The following is a 16,685-nucleotide window of genomic DNA, read 5'->3' as shown; positions in this document are numbered from 1 at the left end:
CCCCGGACCCGCTCCGGGCCGCCCTCCAGACCCGCTCCGGGCCCGGGACGCCGCTCCGGGAATACGAGATATTCGCGCTGGGCACAAACGAGGTCGATCCGGTCACGATCGCCACCACCTACGCCACGCTCGCCGCCCGTGGCAACCGCTGCGCGCAGGTCCCTACCTTGTGGCTCGCCGTCGCTTCGGGAGTTGGGGCGCGCTGGAGCGGCCTTTCCCTACGTTTGTCTGGATTTGGGTAGTTGTGAGGCGCGGCTCAGTGTCCATGTCCCTGGCCGGGGCAGCCTTTGTAAGGGTGTGTTTCGCCGTGACCTGGCGCCGGGTGCTTGGGCGGTCTGCTCGAGGGGGATTGACGACGATGTCACCGGGGAAGAGGAAGCCGGATCTGGTGAGCTTCATGTTCGCCGAGCAGCCGGACGGGAGTTACGTAACGTCCCTGCGGGGCCAGGCGGTGCTGCAGGAGCCGCTGCTGAACAAGGGCACGGCGTTCTCGCCGCAGGAGCGGGCCGAACTTGGGCTCGAAGGTCTGCTTCCGCCGGCGGTGGAGTCGCTGGATGAGCAGGTGCGGCGGATGTACGTGCAGGTACGGGCGCAGCCGAGCGACCTGCTCAAGAACGTCTACCTGGAGGCGCTGCGGGACCGCAACGAGGTGCTTTACTACCGCCTACTGGGTGATCATCTGCGGGAGATGCTGCCCATCGTGTACGACCCGACCGTCTCCGAGGCGATCAAGACCTACAGCCACGAGTACCGCCGCCCCAGGGGCGTGTACCTGTCCATCGACGATGTCGCCGGGATCGAGCGGGCCTTCAAGAATGTCGGGCTGGGCCCGGACGAGGTCGACCTGATCGTGGCCTCCGACGCCGAGGAGATCCTGGGCATCGGCGACTGGGGAGTGGGCGGCGGCATCGGCATCGCGACCGGCAAGCTGGCCGTCTACACCGCCGCCGCGGGCATCGACCCCGGCCGGGTCATCCCGGTCGCCCTGGACGTGGGCACCGACAACGAGGCGTTGCTGAACGACCCTGCCTACGTCGGCAACCGGCACGCGCGGGTACGCGGGCAGCGCTACGACGACTTCATCGACGCCTACGTCACCACGGCCACCCGGATGTTCCCCGGTGCCCTGCTGCACTGGGAGGACTTCGGCCCGTCCAACGCCCGCCGGATCCTGGAGAAGTACACCGGCCGGATCTGCACCTTCAACGACGACATGCAGGGCACCGGCGCCATCGTGCTGGCCGCCATGCTCAGCGCCGTCCGGGTGTCCGGCACGCCGATGCGCGAGCAGCGGATCGTCATCTTCGGCGCGGGCACCGCCGGGACCGGCATCGCCGACCAGCTGCGCGATGCGATGGTCCGCGACGACCTGGACCGCGACACCGCGACCCGGCGGATCTGGCCGATCGACAAGCAGGGCCTCCTGGTCGACGACATGCCGGATCTGCGCGATTACCAGCAGCCTTACGCTCGCCCGCGAGACGAGATCGCCGGCTGGGCCCGCGACGAGCACGGCATCTCGCTGGCCGAGGTCGTCGAGCGCGTCAAACCGACCATGCTGCTGGGCACCTCGAGCCCGGTTCGTCGATCATGCCGGGCAAGGTCAACCCCACCCAGGCCGAGGCCATGCTGATGGTCGTCATCCAGGTGGCCGGCAACGACACCGCCGTCTCGATGGCCGGCGCCGAGGGCAACTTCGAGCTGAACGCCTTCCGCCCGGTCATCATCAAGAACGTCCTGCACTCGGCGCGCATCCTGGCCGACATGATGGATCACTTCCGCGCCTACCTCGTCGAAGGGGCCAAGCTCAACACCGGAAGGCTGCACCACAACATCGACCATTCGATCATGATGGTGACCGCGCTCAGCCCCGTCGTGGGCTACGACCAAGCCGCGCGCATCGCCCACCATGCGCTGGACAACAACCTCCCGCTCAAGGACGCCGCACTCGAATGCGGGGTCTCAGAGGACCTCTACGACAGGATCGTCGAACCCGAAAGCCTCACCAAGCCTGGGGTGCCCACCCTGGACGGCGGCACCCGACGCTGAGCGTGTTGGGCCCTGGCATGGCATCGAGAGCCCACAAGAACTTCGCCCTGTCCGACGCTCCGCATGGTGGCTGCGGGACCGGGGTGGACCCATCGCGATCCGGTGGCCGGACGTATCTCCGTACGCGCGGTTCATGAGGTCGGGCCGAGCAGCGGCTCCAGGTCGGCGACCGCGTGGGCGCGGTGGACGTTGAGGGTGGTCACGGCCTCGCCGGCGGCACGGCGGCGGAGCGCGTCCAGGGTGGCGCGGTGCTCCTTGACGACGCGCTCGCGGTTGCCGGCGTCGCCGTAGTACATCGAGCGGTAGGCGTCGGTCGAGTCCCACAACGTCCTGATCAGCCGGACCAGGCGCGGCATGCCCGCGCAGTCGAACAGCGTCATGTGGAAGCGCCGGTTGGCGGTGGCCATGGCGAGCACGTCGCCCGCCGCGGCGGCCCGCTCGACCTCCTCCTGGACGGTCTCCAGCCGGTCGAGGTCGGCGTCGGCGAGGCGGGCCACCGCCCGGCGGACGGCCTCGTCCTCCAGCAGCTCGCGGATGCGGTAGACCTCGCGCAGGTCGTCGAGGGAGAGCGTCTCGACGAAGTAGCCCCGGTGAGCCTCGTACGTGACCAGGCCCTCACCCTGGAGGGTCTTGAGCGCCTCGCGCAGCGGGACGCGGCTGACCTGGAGCTCCTCGGCCAGCGCGTCCTGCCGGATCGGGGCGCCGGGGCGCAGGCGGCCGGTGGTGATGGCGCGGCGCAACTCGGCCAGCACGAACTGCTGGGCCGTCGGGGGCCTGCGTCGCGCCTCGTCCGGGCTCACGGGCGGACTCATGGGCCCAATATCTCACGAACCCACGCTTCGTCCTGTCCGAGCGCGGGCGGCGGGCGGCGGTAGGAGGGCGGGGTGGCGCTGAGGCGGATCGGGTTGGCGACCTGCCCGACCCCGTCGAGCTCTATGGCGGGCTCCAGGCCCAGGTCCGCGGCGAGCGAGAAGGCGGCGGCCAGGTCGTTGATCGGGCCGCAGGGCACTCCCGCCGGGGTGAGCAGGGCGAACCACTCGTCCGCCGTACGCCCCGCGAGCGTGGCGTTCAGCTCCGTGATGAGCTCGTCGCGGGCGGCCACCCGGCCGGCGTTGGTGGCGTACCTGGCGTCCCCGGCCAGGTCCGGGTGTTCCAGCATCGCGCACAGGGCGCGGAACTGGCGGTCGTTGCCGGCCGCGATCACCAGCGGGCGGTCGGCGGCCTCGAACACCTCGTACGGGACGATGCTCGGATGCCGGTTGCCCATCGCGCTCGGCACCACGCCGCCGGCGGCGTACGCGGAGGCATGGTTGGTCAGCGCCGACAGCAACGACGACAACAACGACACCTCCACCCGCTGCCCACCACCGGCGGAAACCGGCTCCCCGGCCCCCGGGACCCGCTCGCCACCGTCCCACGCGGGCTCGTTTCCGACGCGGGTGCCCTGGCCGGTTTGGTCGCGGTGGTGTAGGGCGGCGAGGATGCCGAGGGCCGCGTGGAGGCCCGTGATGACGTCCACCAGTGCGACGCCCGCCTTGGTGCCGGATCCGCCGGGCTCGCCGGTGACGCTCATGAGCCCACCGACGGCCTGCGCGATCAGGTCGTATCCGGACAGACCGGCCCCTTCCCCCGTCCCGAAGCCGGTGATCGAGCAGTACACCAGGCCGGGGTTGAGCTCCCGCAGCGCCTCGTACCCGAGCCCGAGCCTGTCCATGGTGCCGGGCCGGAAGTTCTCGACGAGTACGTCGGCCCGCGCGGCCAGGGCCCGCGCGACCTCCACGTCCTCGCGCAGGTCGAGTGCGATCGAGCGCTTGTTGCGGTTGACCCCGAGGAAGTACGTGGCCTCACCCCCCGCGTACGGCGGCCCCCAGGCCCGGGTGTCGTCACCGATGCCTGGCCGCTCCACCTTGACCACCTCCGCCCCCAGGTCGGCCAGCAACATCGTGGCGTAGGGCCCGGCGAGTACCCGGCTGAAGTCGGCCACCAGCAGCCCGGACAGCGCTCCGCTCACGCGCCGGCCCCGAGCGCCGCGAGCGGGCCGAGTGGGAGCTTCGCGACCCTGATGAGGTTCAGAACGTCCATGGGCAACGCACTCTAACTGTGACATATTGGATTTTCAATATTGGATCCAAAATCGGAGGGATTCTCGAGATGACCGCACCGACCGCGCTGTTCGCCCTGGACACGCTGCTGAGCGAGGAAGAGCGGGAGATCAGGAGCACGGTCAGGCGCATGTGCGACCGGGAGATCCGGCCGCACCTCGCAGGCTGGTTCGAGGCCGGCGAACTGCCCGCGCGCGAGCTGGCCCGCACGCTCGGCGCGGTCGGCGTCCTCGGCATGCACCTCGACGGCTACGGCTGCGCCGGCATGGGCGCGGTCTCGTACGGGCTGGCCTGTCTGGAGCTGGAGGGGGCCGACTCCGGGCTGCGCAGTCTGGTGTCGGTGCAGGGTTCGCTGGCGATGTACGCGATCTGGAAGTACGGCAGCGAGGAGCAGAAGCAGGAGTGGCTGCCCGCGATGGCGACCGGCGAGCGCATCGGCTGCTTCGGCCTCACCGAGCCGGACTTCGGCTCCGACCCGGGCGGCATGCGTACCACCGCCAAGCGCGAGGGCGGCGACTGGGTGCTGAACGGCACCAAGATGTGGATCACGAACGGTTCGGTGTCGGACGTGGCCGTGGTCTGGGCGCGTACGGACGAGGGGGTCAGGGGCTTCCTGGTCCCAGCCGGCACCCAGGGGTTCACCGTCAACGACATCAAGCACAAGATCTCGCTGCGCGCGAGCGTGACGAGCGAGCTGGTGCTCGACGGCGTACGGCTGCCCGCCGATGCCATGCTGCCCGGCGCCAGGGGCCTGTCCGGGCCGCTCGGCTGCCTGAACGAGGCGCGGTTCGGGATCGTGTTCGGGGCGATGGGGGCGGCGCTCGACTGCCTGGAGACGACCCTCGCGTACGTGGCCGAGCGCGAGGTGTTCGCCCGGCCGCTGGCGTCGTACCAGCTCACTCAGGAGAAGCTCGCGGACATGACGCTGGAGCTGGGCAAGGGGCTGCTGCTCGCGGTGCACCTGGGGAGGCTGAAGGAGGCCGGGACGATCACCCCCGAGCAGGTGAGCGTCGGCAAGCTGAACAACGTGCGCGAGGCCCTGGAGATCGCCAGGAAGTGCCGCACGCTGCTCGGCGCGAGCGGCATCACCCTCGAGTACCCGGTGATCAGGCACGCGGTCAACCTGGAGTCCGTGCTGACCTACGAGGGCACCTCGGAGATCCACTCACTGGTCGTGGGCAAGGCGCTCACCGGCATCGCCGCATTCCACTGATCCGGAAGGGCCGCGAACGCCACACGCCCCGCCGGGCGCCTGATGCGCCAGGCAGGGCGTGGCGGTGCGGTCGCGGTCAGGTGAAGTTGACGTCACTACAGATGTAGTACGTCTGGTCCATGTGCGAGGCTTTCCAGACCGTGTAGATGACGTGGCGGCCGGTGCGCGAGCCCTTGTTGATGCTGTTGATCATGTACGTCTGACTGGGGGCGTACCTTGGGGTTTCGCGGACGAGCTCCAGGTGGTTCCAGCCGAGGGGCGTGGTGGTGGCGTTGTAGCCCTGGCGGGTGATGTAGACCCTGATGTAGTCGGCACCGTGGCTGGCCTGGTCGTCGAGGCGTATGTTGAACGTACTGCCGAGGTTCGTCATCCTCCACGCGCCGGCCGTGTCCATGGAGCGGTAGCGGGCGCCTTCGGCCAGGCCGCCGCTGCAGAGTTGGCCGTTGGGGACGGCCGCCTGGTGGTTGCCGCCGACTTCGTTGCGGTAGAGGCCGTTCCAGTTCCACATCGCGTTCGGGTTGTCCTGCCAGGCCTGCCAGCACATCGGGTCCTGCTGCTGCATGGCGGGGTTCTGGAAGTCGCTGCCCCAGCGCTGCCAGCAGCCGTAGTTGCGGGAGGCGGGGTCGACGACCGAGCCGTGCGCCGAGGCGGTGTCGGCCAGCGGGACGGCGAAGATCATCGCCATGGACATCAGCAGGGCCAGGGTACGCAGGGCCCAGTGGGGTGATCCGGCTTGGGACATTGTGCGGTCTCCGTGTTCCGGTCGGGGTCCGGTCAATGGGGAGCGCTCCGCCGAGGCGACGCTATCTGACTACATAAAGCCCTTCAAATGACGACCCTTGTCAACGCCTTTCACTTACTCCGCGCCCGCTGGCCGGCGACCCGATTGAGCAGCAGAAAAGGCTTCCTTTACCGGCCTATGATCGGGTGAAACTTTCAACCGCCGCCCCCGAAAACCGGATCACTTATGCGAATGGTGATTTGAGGCACGCAGGCCGTCGAACATGAGGCCCAGGACGCGGGTGCGCCAGGCGTCGTCCCACCGGTTGCGCTCCGCGGCCAGGCAGGCGGCGGTCAGCAACGCCATGAGCTCGGCCATGGCGAGATCCTCGCGTATCACCCCGGCCCGCTGGGCGCGGGTCAGCAGCGGCTCGATCACGCGCGCCATCTCCTGGGCCAATTCGGCCATGCCGGCTTCGACGTCGATACCGGCGTCGGCGAGGGCGTCTGCCAGCATTTTCTTGTGCGTGGACTCCTCCACCAGGCGACTGAAGAAGTGGAAGAACGCCGCCCCGGCGTCATCGGCCACGGCGAGTTCGCGAAACTCCTCGACCAAAGCCTGTATCCGGCTGACGACTATCGCCTCGTAGAGCGCCTCCTTGGTGGGGAACTGGCGGTAGATGGTGGCCATGCCGACGTCCGCCTGGCGGGCGATCTCCCGTACCGACGCGGACAACCCGTCCCTGGCCAGCACGAGCTCCGCGGCCGCCAGGATCCGCACACGGTTGCGCCGCGCGTCGGCGCGCAAGGGCTTGCTTTCAGGCATGGCAGCTCCCATTGACAACCGGATCGCCTGATCCGTATCGTAAAAACCGGATCAGATGATCCGATTCTACCGAGGAGGACGCCTCATGGAATACGTCACGCTGGGCCGTTCGGGGCTCAAGGTCTCCCGCGCCTGCCTGGGCACCATGAACTTCGGCAGTTCGGAGTACTTCGAAGGCAGCGACGAGACGGAGGCCGCCAGGGTCATCCATGCCTTCCTTGACGAAGGCCACAACTTCCTCGACACCGCCGACAACTACGCCGACGGCCAGTCGGAGGAGATCGTCGGCCGGGCCGTCAAGGGGCGGCGCGACAGCGTGGTCATCGCCACCAAGGGGTTCATGCCGCACGGCCGGGGTCCCAACGACAGAGGGCTGTCGCGGCTGCACCTGACCCGAGCCCTGGAAGCCAGCCTGCGCAGGCTCGGCACCGATTACATCGACCTCTACCAGTGCCACGGCTGGGACGACACCACGCCGATAGAGGAAACGATGATGACCTTGGACGGGTTCGTCCGGTCGGGAAAGGTGCGTTATCTCGGCTGTTCGAACTTCACCGCCTCACAGATCGTCGAGGCGCAGTGGGCCGCCCAGCGCGCCGGGACGACGCCTTTCGTCAGCCTCCAGCCGCAGTACTCGCTCGTCGCACGGAACATCGAGGCGGAGATCCTCCCCGTGTGCCGGCGTCACGGGCTCGGCACCGCCGTCTGGTCACCGCTCGGCGGCGGCGCACTCAACGGCCGGCACACGAAGAACGCCACCCCGGCGGCGGACACCCGGATCGGGCAGATGATGGCCTCACCGATCCCGATCGCCCGCCTCGCCGCCGGCGACCTGGTCAGCGAACGCGTCCTGGACATCGCCGAGGAAGTCAGGAAGATCGCCGTGGAGCTCGGCAGCACGCCTGCCGCCGTGGCCCTGTCCTGGGTACGGCAGCGCCCCGGCGTCACCTCGGTGATCATCGGCCCGCGCTCACTCGACCAGCTCCACGGAAACTTCGCCGGATTCGCTCTCGAACTCCCCGAGCAGGCGGCCGCCCACCTGGAACGGATCTCCCGCACCCCCGCGGTCGAGCCGGTCAACGGCATGGCCAACCCCCGTCTCCTCACCGCCTGACCGCTTCTTCCCGTCCCGCAGCTCACGCGCTCGCGAGATGAGCCTCATCGTGAAGTGGTGACGAGCCCGGCTTCGTAGGCGGCGATGACGAGTTGGGCGCGGTCACGAGCGTTCAGCTTGGTCAGGAGATGACCGATGTGGGTCTTGACCGTGCCGACGGTGAGGTGAAGGTGCTCGGCGATCTCCGCGTTGGACATCCCGCCGCCGATGAGCGTGAGCACCTCACGCTCGCGCGGGGTGACACCGTCGAGGGCGCGCACGGCCGGGGCTCGTTCGGGACGTCGTACGAACTCGGTGATGAGCCGGCGGGTGACGGTGGGCGCGAGTAGCGCCTCACCGGAGGCGACGACTCGGATGGCGGCGAGGAGTTCGGTCGCGGTGGCGCTCTTGATGAGGAAGCCGCTCGCGCCGGCCCGCAGCGCCGCGTAGACGTATTCGTCCAGGTCGAACGTGGTGAGGATCAGCACGCGGACACCGGCGGTGCCGGGATGGGCGCAGATGCGCCTCGTCGCTTCGATCCCGTCCATGCCGGGCATGCGCACGTCCATGAGGACGACGTCGGGTCGCCGCTGCCGGGCCAGGAACACGGCCTCGGTGCCGGTGCCCGCCTCCCCCACCGTCACCAGACCTGGGGTGGCGTCGATGAGGACCTTGAAGCTGTCGCGTACGAGCACCTGATCCTCGGCAAGCAGGACCCGGACGGGCGCAGGCGCGATCACGCCGGCCGGCCGATCGGGTCGTACGGCAGATGGGCGGACACGCGGAAACCCCCTTCGGGGCGAGGCCCCGCCGCGAATGTACCGCCGTACATCATGGCTCGTTCCCGCATGCCGATCAGGCCGTGCCCGCCGTCGCCCGCGCGCGGCGGTTCGCGGCGGCGAGGGCCGTCGTCGACGACCTCGACCACGGCATCGCGTACGCCGGCGTCCACCCTGACCGAGCAGCGGGTGGGCCCCGCATGGGTGATGACGTTGGTCAAGGCCTCCTGCACGATGCGGTAGACGGACAGCGCCACCGCGGGAGGTAGCGCGGCATCCCCGCGCACGGCCAGATCGACGTCGATACCGGCGGAGCGGGCACGGTCGGCCAGCTCCGGCAGGTCCGCCAGACCCGGCACGGGCGTGAGCGCGTCCTGGGGGTCGCCATCGGAGCGCAGCAGGCCGAGGATCCGGCGGATCTCGGCGAGGGTGCTCTGGCTGGTCTGTTCGATGACCGCCAGGGCGGCGCGTGCCTCCTGCGGGCGTACGTCGGCGACGTGGTTGGCGACGGTGGCCTTGACGGCGATCAGGCCCATGCTGTGCCCGATGACGTCGTGCAGTTCCCTGGCGATGCGCCGGCGCTCGTCTGCCACCGCGGCCTCGGCGAGGTGGTGGGCGAGGCGGGCGGCGGTGTCCCGCTTCCAGCGGACCACCGCCCCGACCGCCCATCCGGCGCCCATGAACACGCAGATCACGCCGATCTCCACCGGCCAGTACGGCGGCAACTCGCTGCGCCGCGCCGCGGGCGGCAGGATGGGCAGCACCTGGGCGTAGAAGATCAGGACGGCGGCCACCGCGCCGGCCACGCACGCCGCCAGGCCCACCAGCGACCGGCCGGCCGCGGTGGTGGAGGCGACCAGGTAGAGCACGAGCACGGTCGGGACGAACGTCACCCAGATGGCACCCGCCGCGACGGCGCCGGCCACGGTGGCCAGCACTGCCGCGGTACCCGCCACACCGAGCATGAGCCACGGCCGGCGCCGCCGGGCGGCGATCGGGAAGCTCACAAGTGCCGCGACGGGCCAGGCCGACCAGGCGGGCCACCATGACGACGGCCCCGGAGGATCGACGATCGCGTATCCGGCGAGCAGCGCCACGACCACCGCCACCGCCGCGTCCACGACCCCTCCGCCGAACCGCCACCCCGCCCAGTTCATGCGGGGAACCTATCGCGCCGCCGGCCCATCAGGCATCAGCCCACGGTCGGAGGGTCTTCCTCTGCCCCTGGTCGTACCTGCCGCTCACCTGGACGCCGAACCTACGACCACAGCCCGACGCGCCCGAGCGGCGACGACCGTCACCATGCTTCTGCGTCCGGCACACCGTCCGGACGCGACGGCGACCACAGAAAAGGCGGAACCGATGCACATCACCCAACGAGTCCAACGGTGGCGGCGGGTCGGTGCGGAGCGGCGCGCGGCCAACGCCGTCGCCGTCGCCGACCAGCGCGAACAAGCCCGGTTCCCGGGACACTGGGTGAGCGCGGTCGCGCTGGTCTGCGGCCCCGTCCTGCTTCTGACCGGGGTCCTCCTGCGCGTCCGGTTTCACTTCTTCTTCCCCGACCAACTCGCGGCGTACGCCAGCCACCCCACGCTCATCACCGCCGCCTACGCCTGCTTCGCCTGCGGCAACATCGTGCTGTGCGCTGCCGTCATGGCGTTGGCGCAGCGGATCGCGGCCACCGAACCGCTGTGGGGGATCTGGGGCGGTTGCCTGGTGATCGCCGGGCTGTTCACGCGCACCTTCCAGTTCGGCACCGACCACCTGGCCTTTCACCTGACCGACAGCCAGGGCCTGCAGGCGATGATCGACGCCATCGACGGCTACTATCTCGCCTGGCGAGAGACGGTGTGGCACCCGTTCAGGACGCTCTCCGGCACGGCCTTCTTCGGCTGGGCCGTGCTCGCCATCGGCGCCTACCGCTCCGGCGCGCTGGGTGCCGGACGCTCGGTGGCTCTCGCTCTGATGTCGATGCTGGCGCTCGGCACACTCAAGGGCACCCAGATTCCCCAGTCGATCATCGCCACCGGTGGCCTCTGCGTCGCGTTCGTCCCCCTCGGTATCAGCATGCTGCGCGGCGGCCCCCGGCCGAGCAGCCGCGCCCTGATCTGGCTCGTGGTCATCATCGCCGGACTCGCGCTGGGCACCGTATACGCCCCGAAGGGATGACACGGATGACAATGCCCCGATTTATTAGGACTTGATGTCTTAAGATCGGGAACGTGAGCGCAGCGCAGGGGATCAACCCGAACATCCCGCACTCGGCCCGCGTGTACGACTACTGGCTGGGCGGCAAGGACAACTTCGAAGCCGATCGCCGGGTGGCCGAGCAGACCATGGCGGCGGTGCCGGGGGTGCGGGAGAGCGCCAGGAACAACCGGGCATTCCTCGGCCGGGCCGTGCGGCACCTGTCCCAGCTCGGCATCAGGCAGTTCCTCGACCTGGGCACCGGCATCCCCAGTCAGGGCAACACGCACGAGATAGCGCAGGCGGAGGCCCCCGAGTCGCGAGTGGTGTACGTCGACGACGACCCCATCGTGATGACCCACGCCAGGGCCCTGCTGACCAGCACGGACGAGGGGAAGACGGCCTACATCGAGGCCGACGTACGCGAGCCGCGCAGCGTCCTGGACCACCCCGACGTGCTCGCCGCCCTCGACTTCGACCAGCCCATCGCGCTCGTGATGGTGGCGGTCCTCATGCACATCTCCGACGAGGACGACCCGGCCCGGCTGGTCAAGACGTTCGCGGAGGTCCTGCCCGAGGGCAGTTACCTGGTGCTGAGCCATCTGACGCTCGACTTCCTGCCCAAGAAGACGGCCGACGAGTACCTGGCGGCCACCCAGAGCCAGGCGATGCACCGCACGCCGCGAACCGGCGAGCAGATCGCCCGCTACTTCGACGGGTTCGACCTGATCGATCCCGGTCTGGTGGCGGTGTCCGAGTGGCGCGACACTCCCCTCTTCTCGGAGGGGGCGACCTGGATGTACGCCGGAGTGGGCCGCAAGCGCTGAGCGCGTCGCGCCCGGCAGTCCAGCAAGCGCCACCCAACCGGCGTCGCCCAACCGGGCGTCGCCCAACCGGCGTGACGACGGCGGATGAGAGCGGCCGATCTTGATCGCGCCGCCTCGTTCAGATGCCGTTTAAAGTTCAAGTGGTACATCGTTTCGGGGACAGGACGGCGCAGTGACCACAACGGTCGGGACCGAGCAGGCCGCGGCGGATGAGCAGCCGGCCTCGAAGCGACGGGAGCGACGACGCAGGCGATGGCTGTCCTGGACGATCGTCACGCTGCTTGCCCTCTGGGCGGTCATCAGGGTCGGCGGTCTGGAGGACGGCTCGTTCCTCACCCAGCTCATGACCGTGACCCCGTACGGCGCGGGCCTCGCGGCGCTGACCGCGCTCCTGCTGGTGCGGCGCAACCGCCCGGCCGCGATCGTCGCGGGGGTCGCGTGCGTGGCGATGGCCGCCTGCCTGGTGCCGCGGCTGGTCAGCGCGGAGCATCCGGCGGCGAACGGCGCGCCGCTGCGGGTGCTGACGGTCAACCTGTTCGGCAGGGGCGACGCCCAGACGGTGGTGGACCTGGTGCGTACGTACGACGTCGAGGTGTTCAGCGCCCTGGAGCTCACCCCCGCCGCGGTCGAGCGGCTGGACGCGGCCGGGTTGAAGCAGCTCCTGCCGTACCGGGTGCTGGAGCCCGAGTTCGGCGCCACCGGGAGCGGGATCTTCGCCAAGCACCCGGTGACGGCGCTGGAGGGCCTGTTCACGCCGATCGGCCACAACATGCCCGCCGCGACCCTGTGGACACCGGGCGGCGGCAAGGTCGAGATCGTGGCCGTCCACCCCAACCCGCCGCTCGGCCGCATGGCCGAGGAGTGGTACGCCGCCCTGCGCGCCCTGCCCCCGGCGTCCGAGTCGGCGATCCGGGTGCTGGCCGGCGACTTCAACGCCAGCATCGACCACCGCGCCATGCGCGAGCTGCTCGACCGCGGCTACGTGGACGCGGCCGACCAGGTGGGCAAGGGCCTGGTCCCGACCTGGCCGAACTTCCGCCCGATCCCGCCCGTGATCGCCATCGACCACATCCTGGCCGACCGCCGGGTGGGCGTGCGGCGGGTCGAGGTGGTGGACGTGCCCAGAACCGACCACCGCGGGGTGTTCGCCGAACTCCGCCTTCCCTGAAGAGCCGGTTCACGGGCGGTGACGCGATGGTCGCGAAGGCTGGACCGGGCGGCGTGGGAGCACGCGAAGCGCCCACGGACGGGCCAGGTCTCGTGAAGCGGCCTGTAGTACGAAGTCAAGAAGGAGGCGCCCGCTCCTCTGCGCTTGGAGCGGGCGCCTCTCAGCGTGCCTGCGGGAAGGTCAGGTCACGCTCTCCTCCACCCCTCTCTTGAGCGTCTCCAGATCGAACGCGCCCGACTTGACCGCCGTGGTGAAGGTCTCCCAGTCCCGGCGGGGGACTTCCAGCACCGCATCGGGATTGTCGACGTGAACGACCTCGACGTGGTCGTTGACCCGCTGCACCGCGACGCGGCCGGCGTCTTGCGTCATGCCGCACTCCTTCCAGTTGACACTGCGGAGGTTCCACCCCGGCCATCCGTTCACAGGAGGACCGAGGCGTTGCGGGAAGCCTTCCACCCCGGAGGCCCGGTCGGCCACCCCTTCCGACGAAGGATCATCGGCTCGGCAAGCCGCCTGGATGGTAAATCCAACTCACGGACATCGATCTTTTGACCTGGGTGTAAGTACGCCTGTCCAGCCGAGCCGGCGAACCACCGTCCAGGGTGACAAAGCGGCGGCGGTGGCCGACGACGAACAGGCGACCGTTGAGGCACCGCCGAGAGTCGCCCCCGCGTTGAGCCACCCGTGTACTCCTGGTTAAGCAATCGTGGACTCTGTGCCATCGACTCGGGACCGCGCTGTGGCCCAAGATCGCTTGTCATGTTCATGACCCAAGGATCGACGGCCACGCGCGGCACGCTGATGGGAGTTCTGGGAGCGGCTGTCATCGCGCTGTCCGCGTGCGGCGACCTGCGGCCGGCCACAGAGCCGGCACCGCCGGCACAGGCCGCCACCGCACCCGGGGAGGCCGCACCCGAGGAGAGCGCGCAGGAGGAGGCCGGGCCGGAGGAGAGCGCGCAGGAGGAGAGCGGGCAGGCCGAGACCAAGCCTGCCGCCTCGAAGCTCACCGCCCCCGGGACCAAGCTCAGAGTCGGCCAGCGGGCCGTGGTCCCGGACCGGAAGGGCCCCGTCGGCATCACGGTCACCGCCATCGAGGCCGGCGACCCGGCGGCACTGGTGCGGGAGCGCGGCCGGCAGGCGAAGGGCATCACGCCGCATTACATCCGCTACACCGTCGAGAACGTCGACGGCACCGATCACTCGTACTCGTCCGGGCCGGTCCTGTCGGTGGTGACCGCGGACGGCGGTGGCACCGGCGCGGTGCTGACCGGGACCATGCCCGGCTGCGAGCGCGAGACCGCCCCCAGAGACTTCACCCAGGTCGGAGCCAGTTTCGAGACCTGCAGGCTGACGGGGGCGCGCACCGAAGTGGAGATCGTCGGCGTGAAGTTCGACTCTGACGACTACCGCGAGAGCCCACTCCTGTGGCGGAAGTGACCGCTCGGTAGTCAAGCGACCTGTAAGGGCGATTTAAGTCAATTGTTAGTGGAGGGGCATAGCTTCTGGAGCAACCACAGCACAACACCACATAAAGGACATGTCATGGAGTTGACCCCAGTGCGGACGGAAGCCCACGGAGCCCCTAGCGTCCGCATCACCTAGGGCCGCGATACATCCGACCTTACGGATGTTTCGAGCATCGTTGAAGCATTCCTCCGGCGATGCGATCTCTGTTTACAGTCCTACCCGTGGGGGCCCCCGTAACAACGAACACCGTGTGGAGCGAGCTGCGCGTGAGCTCCACACCGCAGCTCTACATCTCCATCTCGCCCAACCTGACCGCCCTGGCCATGATCGCCGACGCCCTCGCAGGCCGCCGTCGCGGCCTGCCGGAGCTCTGGCGCCGGGCGATCAGCTCGCGCGTCGGCCGGCCGGGCCACGAGTCCGTACGCCCGCTGGCGGCGCCCGGCTACTCGGTCATGCCGGACAGCCTGGTGCCGCGCGCGCCCATCGGCGGCGACGTCTCCGTGCAGGCGCAGATCAGCGCCCTGCACGACATCCCGCCCGACGATCTGATCAAGGACCTGGAGCAGGCGTTCGGTCCCGGGCCGCTGCCTGCCCACTGGCGGTCGGCCGCCGAGCGGCCCGCCCGCTGGCTGCGCGGGTACGCCGGCGCGCTCAACGACGTCTGGAACACCACCGAGCCCCTGTGGAAACGGGCCAGGGCGCTGCTCGACAGGGAGATCGAGCGGGTCGGCGTCGGCAGTGTCCGCGGCGGCCCCGAGCTGCTGCTCGGCGCGCTGAGCAACCGCATCACGTACGGCGAGCGCGGCCTGCTCATCTCCGACCTCGAATCCAGCACGTACGAGCTCGGCGACCGCAGGATCGTGCTCGTGCCGATGCTGGCCGGCAAGGACGCACTGATCGTCAGCCTGGACCACCCGGAGGCGGTGTGGATCGCCTATCCCGTGCCAGGCGCGGACTCGCTGTGGCGCCGGCCGGTGGCGCCCGCCGTCGACGAGCTGTCCGCGCTGGTCGGCCCGGTCCGCGCGGACCTGCTGTGCGCGCTCGACCAGCCCATGACGATGTCCATGCTGGCCACCGGCATGCAGATCGCGCCCAGCGGCCTGACGTACCACTGCGACCGGCTGCGCGCCGGGCGGCTCATCACGCGGGAGCGCCGCGGCCGCGAGGTGTGGATCGCCCGCACCCACCGGGCGGAAGAACTGCTGGAGCTCTTCCGGCGCTGACTGAGAAGGGAGAACGCTGGTGCTCGAGTTCCACCGTGGTCCGCTGAGCGAGGAAGGGGGCGCAGCGTGATGCTCGAGTTCCACCGGGACGCGCTGAGCGGCTGCGCCGCGACGGCGAAGTCGGCCTCCGGCGCGTTCGCCGGGCTCGCGGGCCGGACGCCGGACGCGGCGGCCTTCGGGAACGTGTCCGGCTCCGCCGCCATGGCCGCCGCGGCGGCGAACCTGGCCCGCGTCTCCGGCACGGCCGCAAAGACGCTCGGCAGCCGTCTCGAAGGGGTAGACCGTGCCCTCGACGCGGTCGAGCGCACGGTCACCGCCGCCGACGGGAGCGCGGTGCGGCGGTGAGCGCGCTCGACGAGGTCAGGTCCGTGCCGGGCGGCGCGGAGCTGGCGGACCTGGCCGCCCAGGTGATCGGCGACCCGGGCGCGATCAGCGCGGCGGCGGCGGATTGGCGTACGGCGGCCGGGACCGGGCAGCAGCACACGGACGCGGTCCGCACGGCCGCCGCCGACGTGGGCGAGGCCTGGCGGGGTGACAGCGCCGAGGCGTTCGCCGGCTACATGGACCGGGCGACGCGCTGCGGCGACCGGCTGCAGCAGGCGTGGCGGGAGTGCGCGGGCCACCTCGACACCGCCGCCGAGGCGCTGCGCGCGGCGGAGTCGCAGGCCCTGGAGATCTGCCAGGGGTACGCCGCAGCCGCGTACGAGCTGCGCGCCGCGCACCCGCCGCCCACCGACGAGCAGGTCGCGCAGAGCATGCGACCGGCCCTGGACGAGGCCCGGGGCGCGCTGGGCCGGCTGGTCACGGACACCGGCTCGGCCCTGTCCGGCGCCGCGGGCGGGATCGAGAGCGCGCTCGGCACGATCCCGGACGTGGCCGCCGAGCTGCCCGAGCCGGACGACCAGCCGTTCACGCCCGGCTCAGGCCGGCCCCTCGGCTGGTCTCCCGAACAGCAGGAACAGCAGGACGGAGGCTCGGCCACCCTCGCCGCGGCCACCTCCTCCTCAGGAGGCTTCGGCGGGTACGGCCCC

19 protein-coding genes are annotated in these 16,685 nt (G+C 70.2%); 12 read left to right on the top strand and 7 right to left on the bottom strand.

Features of this window, described 5'->3' with window-relative positions; translation table 11 throughout:
• The 3 genes from ITP53_RS56495 to ITP53_RS44900 all read left to right on the top strand — a co-directional run.
• The coding region (locus ITP53_RS56495; RefSeq protein ID WP_207757323.1) for a hypothetical protein at positions 1 to 242 on the top strand (242 nt) is incomplete at its 5' end.
• 116 nt (positions 243 to 358) lie between these two features.
• Positions 359 to 1,633 carry an oxaloacetate-decarboxylating malate dehydrogenase gene (maeA, locus tag ITP53_RS44905; protein ID WP_195901590.1) on the top strand — a complete coding sequence of 425 codons (1,275 nt, stop codon included), beginning with the start codon at positions 359 to 361 and terminating at the stop codon, positions 1,631 to 1,633.
• Complete coding sequence (locus tag ITP53_RS44900; RefSeq protein ID WP_195901589.1) at positions 1,591 to 2,049, top strand: lyase family protein; 459 nt, start codon at positions 1,591 to 1,593, stop codon at positions 2,047 to 2,049. Before maeA ends, ITP53_RS44900 begins: the two co-directional genes overlap by 43 nt.
• 131 nt (positions 2,050 to 2,180) lie before the next feature.
• On the opposite strand, the gene ITP53_RS44895 is transcribed toward ITP53_RS44900, so the two are convergent.
• Complete coding sequence (locus tag ITP53_RS44895) at positions 2,181 to 2,861, bottom strand: GntR family transcriptional regulator (protein ID WP_195901588.1); 681 nt, start codon at positions 2,859 to 2,861, stop codon at positions 2,181 to 2,183.
• Positions 2,858 to 4,060, bottom strand: coding sequence for a CaiB/BaiF CoA transferase family protein (locus ITP53_RS44890; RefSeq protein ID WP_328817827.1), 1,203 nt, complete (start codon positions 4,058 to 4,060; stop codon positions 2,858 to 2,860). Before ITP53_RS44890 ends, ITP53_RS44895 begins: the two co-directional genes overlap by 4 nt.
• Positions 4,061 to 4,200: 140 nt before the next feature.
• Here ITP53_RS44890 and ITP53_RS44885 point away from each other — a divergent pair, with 140 nt between their 5' ends.
• Positions 4,201 to 5,364, top strand: a complete 1,164-nt coding sequence (locus ITP53_RS44885; RefSeq protein ID WP_195901586.1) for an acyl-CoA dehydrogenase family protein — start codon at positions 4,201 to 4,203, stop codon at positions 5,362 to 5,364.
• 76 nt (positions 5,365 to 5,440) lie between these two features.
• Here ITP53_RS44885 and ITP53_RS44880 read toward each other — a convergent pair whose 3' ends face one another.
• A complete protein-coding gene (locus tag ITP53_RS44880) occupies positions 5,441 to 6,106 on the bottom strand; it encodes a lytic polysaccharide monooxygenase auxiliary activity family 9 protein (protein WP_195901585.1) in 666 nt (221 codons plus the stop codon).
• A gap of 219 nt (positions 6,107 to 6,325) precedes the next feature.
• The gene (locus ITP53_RS44875; RefSeq protein ID WP_195901584.1) at positions 6,326 to 6,910 is read right to left on the bottom strand and encodes a TetR/AcrR family transcriptional regulator; all 585 of its coding nucleotides are present in this window, start codon (positions 6,908 to 6,910) and stop codon (positions 6,326 to 6,328) included.
• 85 nt (positions 6,911 to 6,995) lie between these two features.
• Here ITP53_RS44875 and ITP53_RS44870 point away from each other — a divergent pair, with 85 nt between their 5' ends.
• The gene (locus tag ITP53_RS44870; protein ID WP_195901583.1) at positions 6,996 to 8,024 is read left to right on the top strand and encodes an aldo/keto reductase; all 1,029 of its coding nucleotides are present in this window, start codon (positions 6,996 to 6,998) and stop codon (positions 8,022 to 8,024) included.
• 44 nt (positions 8,025 to 8,068) lie between these two features.
• Here ITP53_RS44870 and ITP53_RS44865 read toward each other — a convergent pair whose 3' ends face one another.
• Both ITP53_RS44865 and ITP53_RS44860 read right to left on the bottom strand, forming a co-directional pair.
• Positions 8,069 to 8,743, bottom strand: coding sequence for a response regulator (locus tag ITP53_RS44865; protein WP_195901582.1), 675 nt, complete (start codon positions 8,741 to 8,743; stop codon positions 8,069 to 8,071).
• Complete coding sequence (locus ITP53_RS44860; protein ID WP_195901581.1) at positions 8,740 to 9,939, bottom strand: sensor histidine kinase; 1,200 nt, start codon at positions 9,937 to 9,939, stop codon at positions 8,740 to 8,742. Before ITP53_RS44860 ends, ITP53_RS44865 begins: the two co-directional genes overlap by 4 nt.
• A gap of 205 nt (positions 9,940 to 10,144) precedes the next feature.
• On the opposite strand from ITP53_RS44860, the gene ITP53_RS44855 reads away from it, so the two are divergent.
• The 3 genes from ITP53_RS44855 to ITP53_RS44845 all read left to right on the top strand — a co-directional run bounded on the left by ITP53_RS44855 (position 10,145) and on the right by ITP53_RS44845 (position 12,964).
• Positions 10,145 to 10,951, top strand: coding sequence for a hypothetical protein (locus ITP53_RS44855; protein ID WP_207757322.1), 807 nt, complete (start codon positions 10,145 to 10,147; stop codon positions 10,949 to 10,951).
• Between the two features lie 53 nt (positions 10,952 to 11,004).
• Positions 11,005 to 11,796, top strand: coding sequence for an SAM-dependent methyltransferase (locus ITP53_RS44850; protein WP_195901580.1), 792 nt, complete (start codon positions 11,005 to 11,007; stop codon positions 11,794 to 11,796).
• A 172-nt stretch (positions 11,797 to 11,968) separates the two neighbouring features.
• A complete protein-coding gene (locus ITP53_RS44845) occupies positions 11,969 to 12,964 on the top strand; it encodes an endonuclease/exonuclease/phosphatase family protein (protein WP_195901579.1) in 996 nt (331 codons plus the stop codon).
• 180 nt (positions 12,965 to 13,144) lie between these two features.
• Here the strand turns inward: ITP53_RS44845 and ITP53_RS44840 are convergent, their stop codons facing one another.
• A complete protein-coding gene (locus ITP53_RS44840; RefSeq protein ID WP_195901578.1) occupies positions 13,145 to 13,333 on the bottom strand; it encodes a hypothetical protein in 189 nt (62 codons plus the stop codon).
• A 390-nt stretch (positions 13,334 to 13,723) separates the two neighbouring features.
• Between ITP53_RS44840 and ITP53_RS44835 the strand changes: the two genes are divergently transcribed.
• From ITP53_RS44835 to ITP53_RS44820, 4 genes are all read left to right on the top strand, one after another.
• Positions 13,724 to 14,401, top strand: coding sequence for a hypothetical protein (locus ITP53_RS44835; RefSeq protein WP_207757321.1), 678 nt, complete (start codon positions 13,724 to 13,726; stop codon positions 14,399 to 14,401).
• Positions 14,402 to 14,652: 251 nt separating this feature from the next.
• A complete protein-coding gene (locus ITP53_RS44830) occupies positions 14,653 to 15,654 on the top strand; it encodes an ArsR/SmtB family transcription factor (protein WP_195901577.1) in 1,002 nt (333 codons plus the stop codon).
• A 66-nt stretch (positions 15,655 to 15,720) separates the two neighbouring features.
• A complete protein-coding gene (locus ITP53_RS44825) occupies positions 15,721 to 15,999 on the top strand; it encodes a hypothetical protein (protein ID WP_195901576.1) in 279 nt (92 codons plus the stop codon).
• The coding region (locus tag ITP53_RS44820; RefSeq protein WP_195901575.1) for a WXG100 family type VII secretion target at positions 15,996 to 16,685 on the top strand (690 nt) is incomplete at its 3' end. The genes ITP53_RS44825 and ITP53_RS44820, both read left to right, overlap by 4 nt.

It is taken from the genome of Nonomuraea cypriaca (assembly GCF_015645445.1).
Lineage (GTDB): Bacteria > Actinomycetota > Actinomycetes > Streptosporangiales > Streptosporangiaceae > Nonomuraea > Nonomuraea cypriaca.
The sequence above is the reverse complement of the archived record's forward strand: the minus strand, read 5'-3'. Positions and strand labels throughout refer to the sequence as shown.

Bases quoted from the DNA above. Each gene is read 5' to 3' on its own strand.
- maeA (WP_195901590.1), top strand. From the start codon at position 359: ATGTCACCGGGGAAGAGGAAGCCGGATCTGGTGAGCTTCATGTTCGCC.
- ITP53_RS44870 (WP_195901583.1), top strand. From the start codon at position 6,996: ATGGAATACGTCACGCTGGGCCGTTCGGGGCTCAAGGTCTCCCGCGCC.
- ITP53_RS44840 (WP_195901578.1), bottom strand. From the start codon at position 13,333: ATGACGCAAGACGCCGGCCGCGTCGCGGTGCAGCGGGTCAACGACCAC.
- ITP53_RS44835 (WP_207757321.1), top strand. From the start codon at position 13,724: ATGTTCATGACCCAAGGATCGACGGCCACGCGCGGCACGCTGATGGGA.
- ITP53_RS44895 (WP_195901588.1), bottom strand. From the start codon at position 2,861: ATGAGTCCGCCCGTGAGCCCGGACGAGGCGCGACGCAGGCCCCCGACG.
- ITP53_RS44900 (WP_195901589.1), top strand. From the start codon at position 1,591: ATGCCGGGCAAGGTCAACCCCACCCAGGCCGAGGCCATGCTGATGGTC.
- ITP53_RS44855 (WP_207757322.1), top strand. From the start codon at position 10,145: ATGCACATCACCCAACGAGTCCAACGGTGGCGGCGGGTCGGTGCGGAG.
- ITP53_RS44885 (WP_195901586.1), top strand. From the start codon at position 4,201: ATGACCGCACCGACCGCGCTGTTCGCCCTGGACACGCTGCTGAGCGAG.
- ITP53_RS44875 (WP_195901584.1), bottom strand. From the start codon at position 6,910: ATGCCTGAAAGCAAGCCCTTGCGCGCCGACGCGCGGCGCAACCGTGTG.
- ITP53_RS44860 (WP_195901581.1), bottom strand. From the start codon at position 9,939: ATGAACTGGGCGGGGTGGCGGTTCGGCGGAGGGGTCGTGGACGCGGCG.
- ITP53_RS44880 (WP_195901585.1), bottom strand. From the start codon at position 6,106: ATGTCCCAAGCCGGATCACCCCACTGGGCCCTGCGTACCCTGGCCCTG.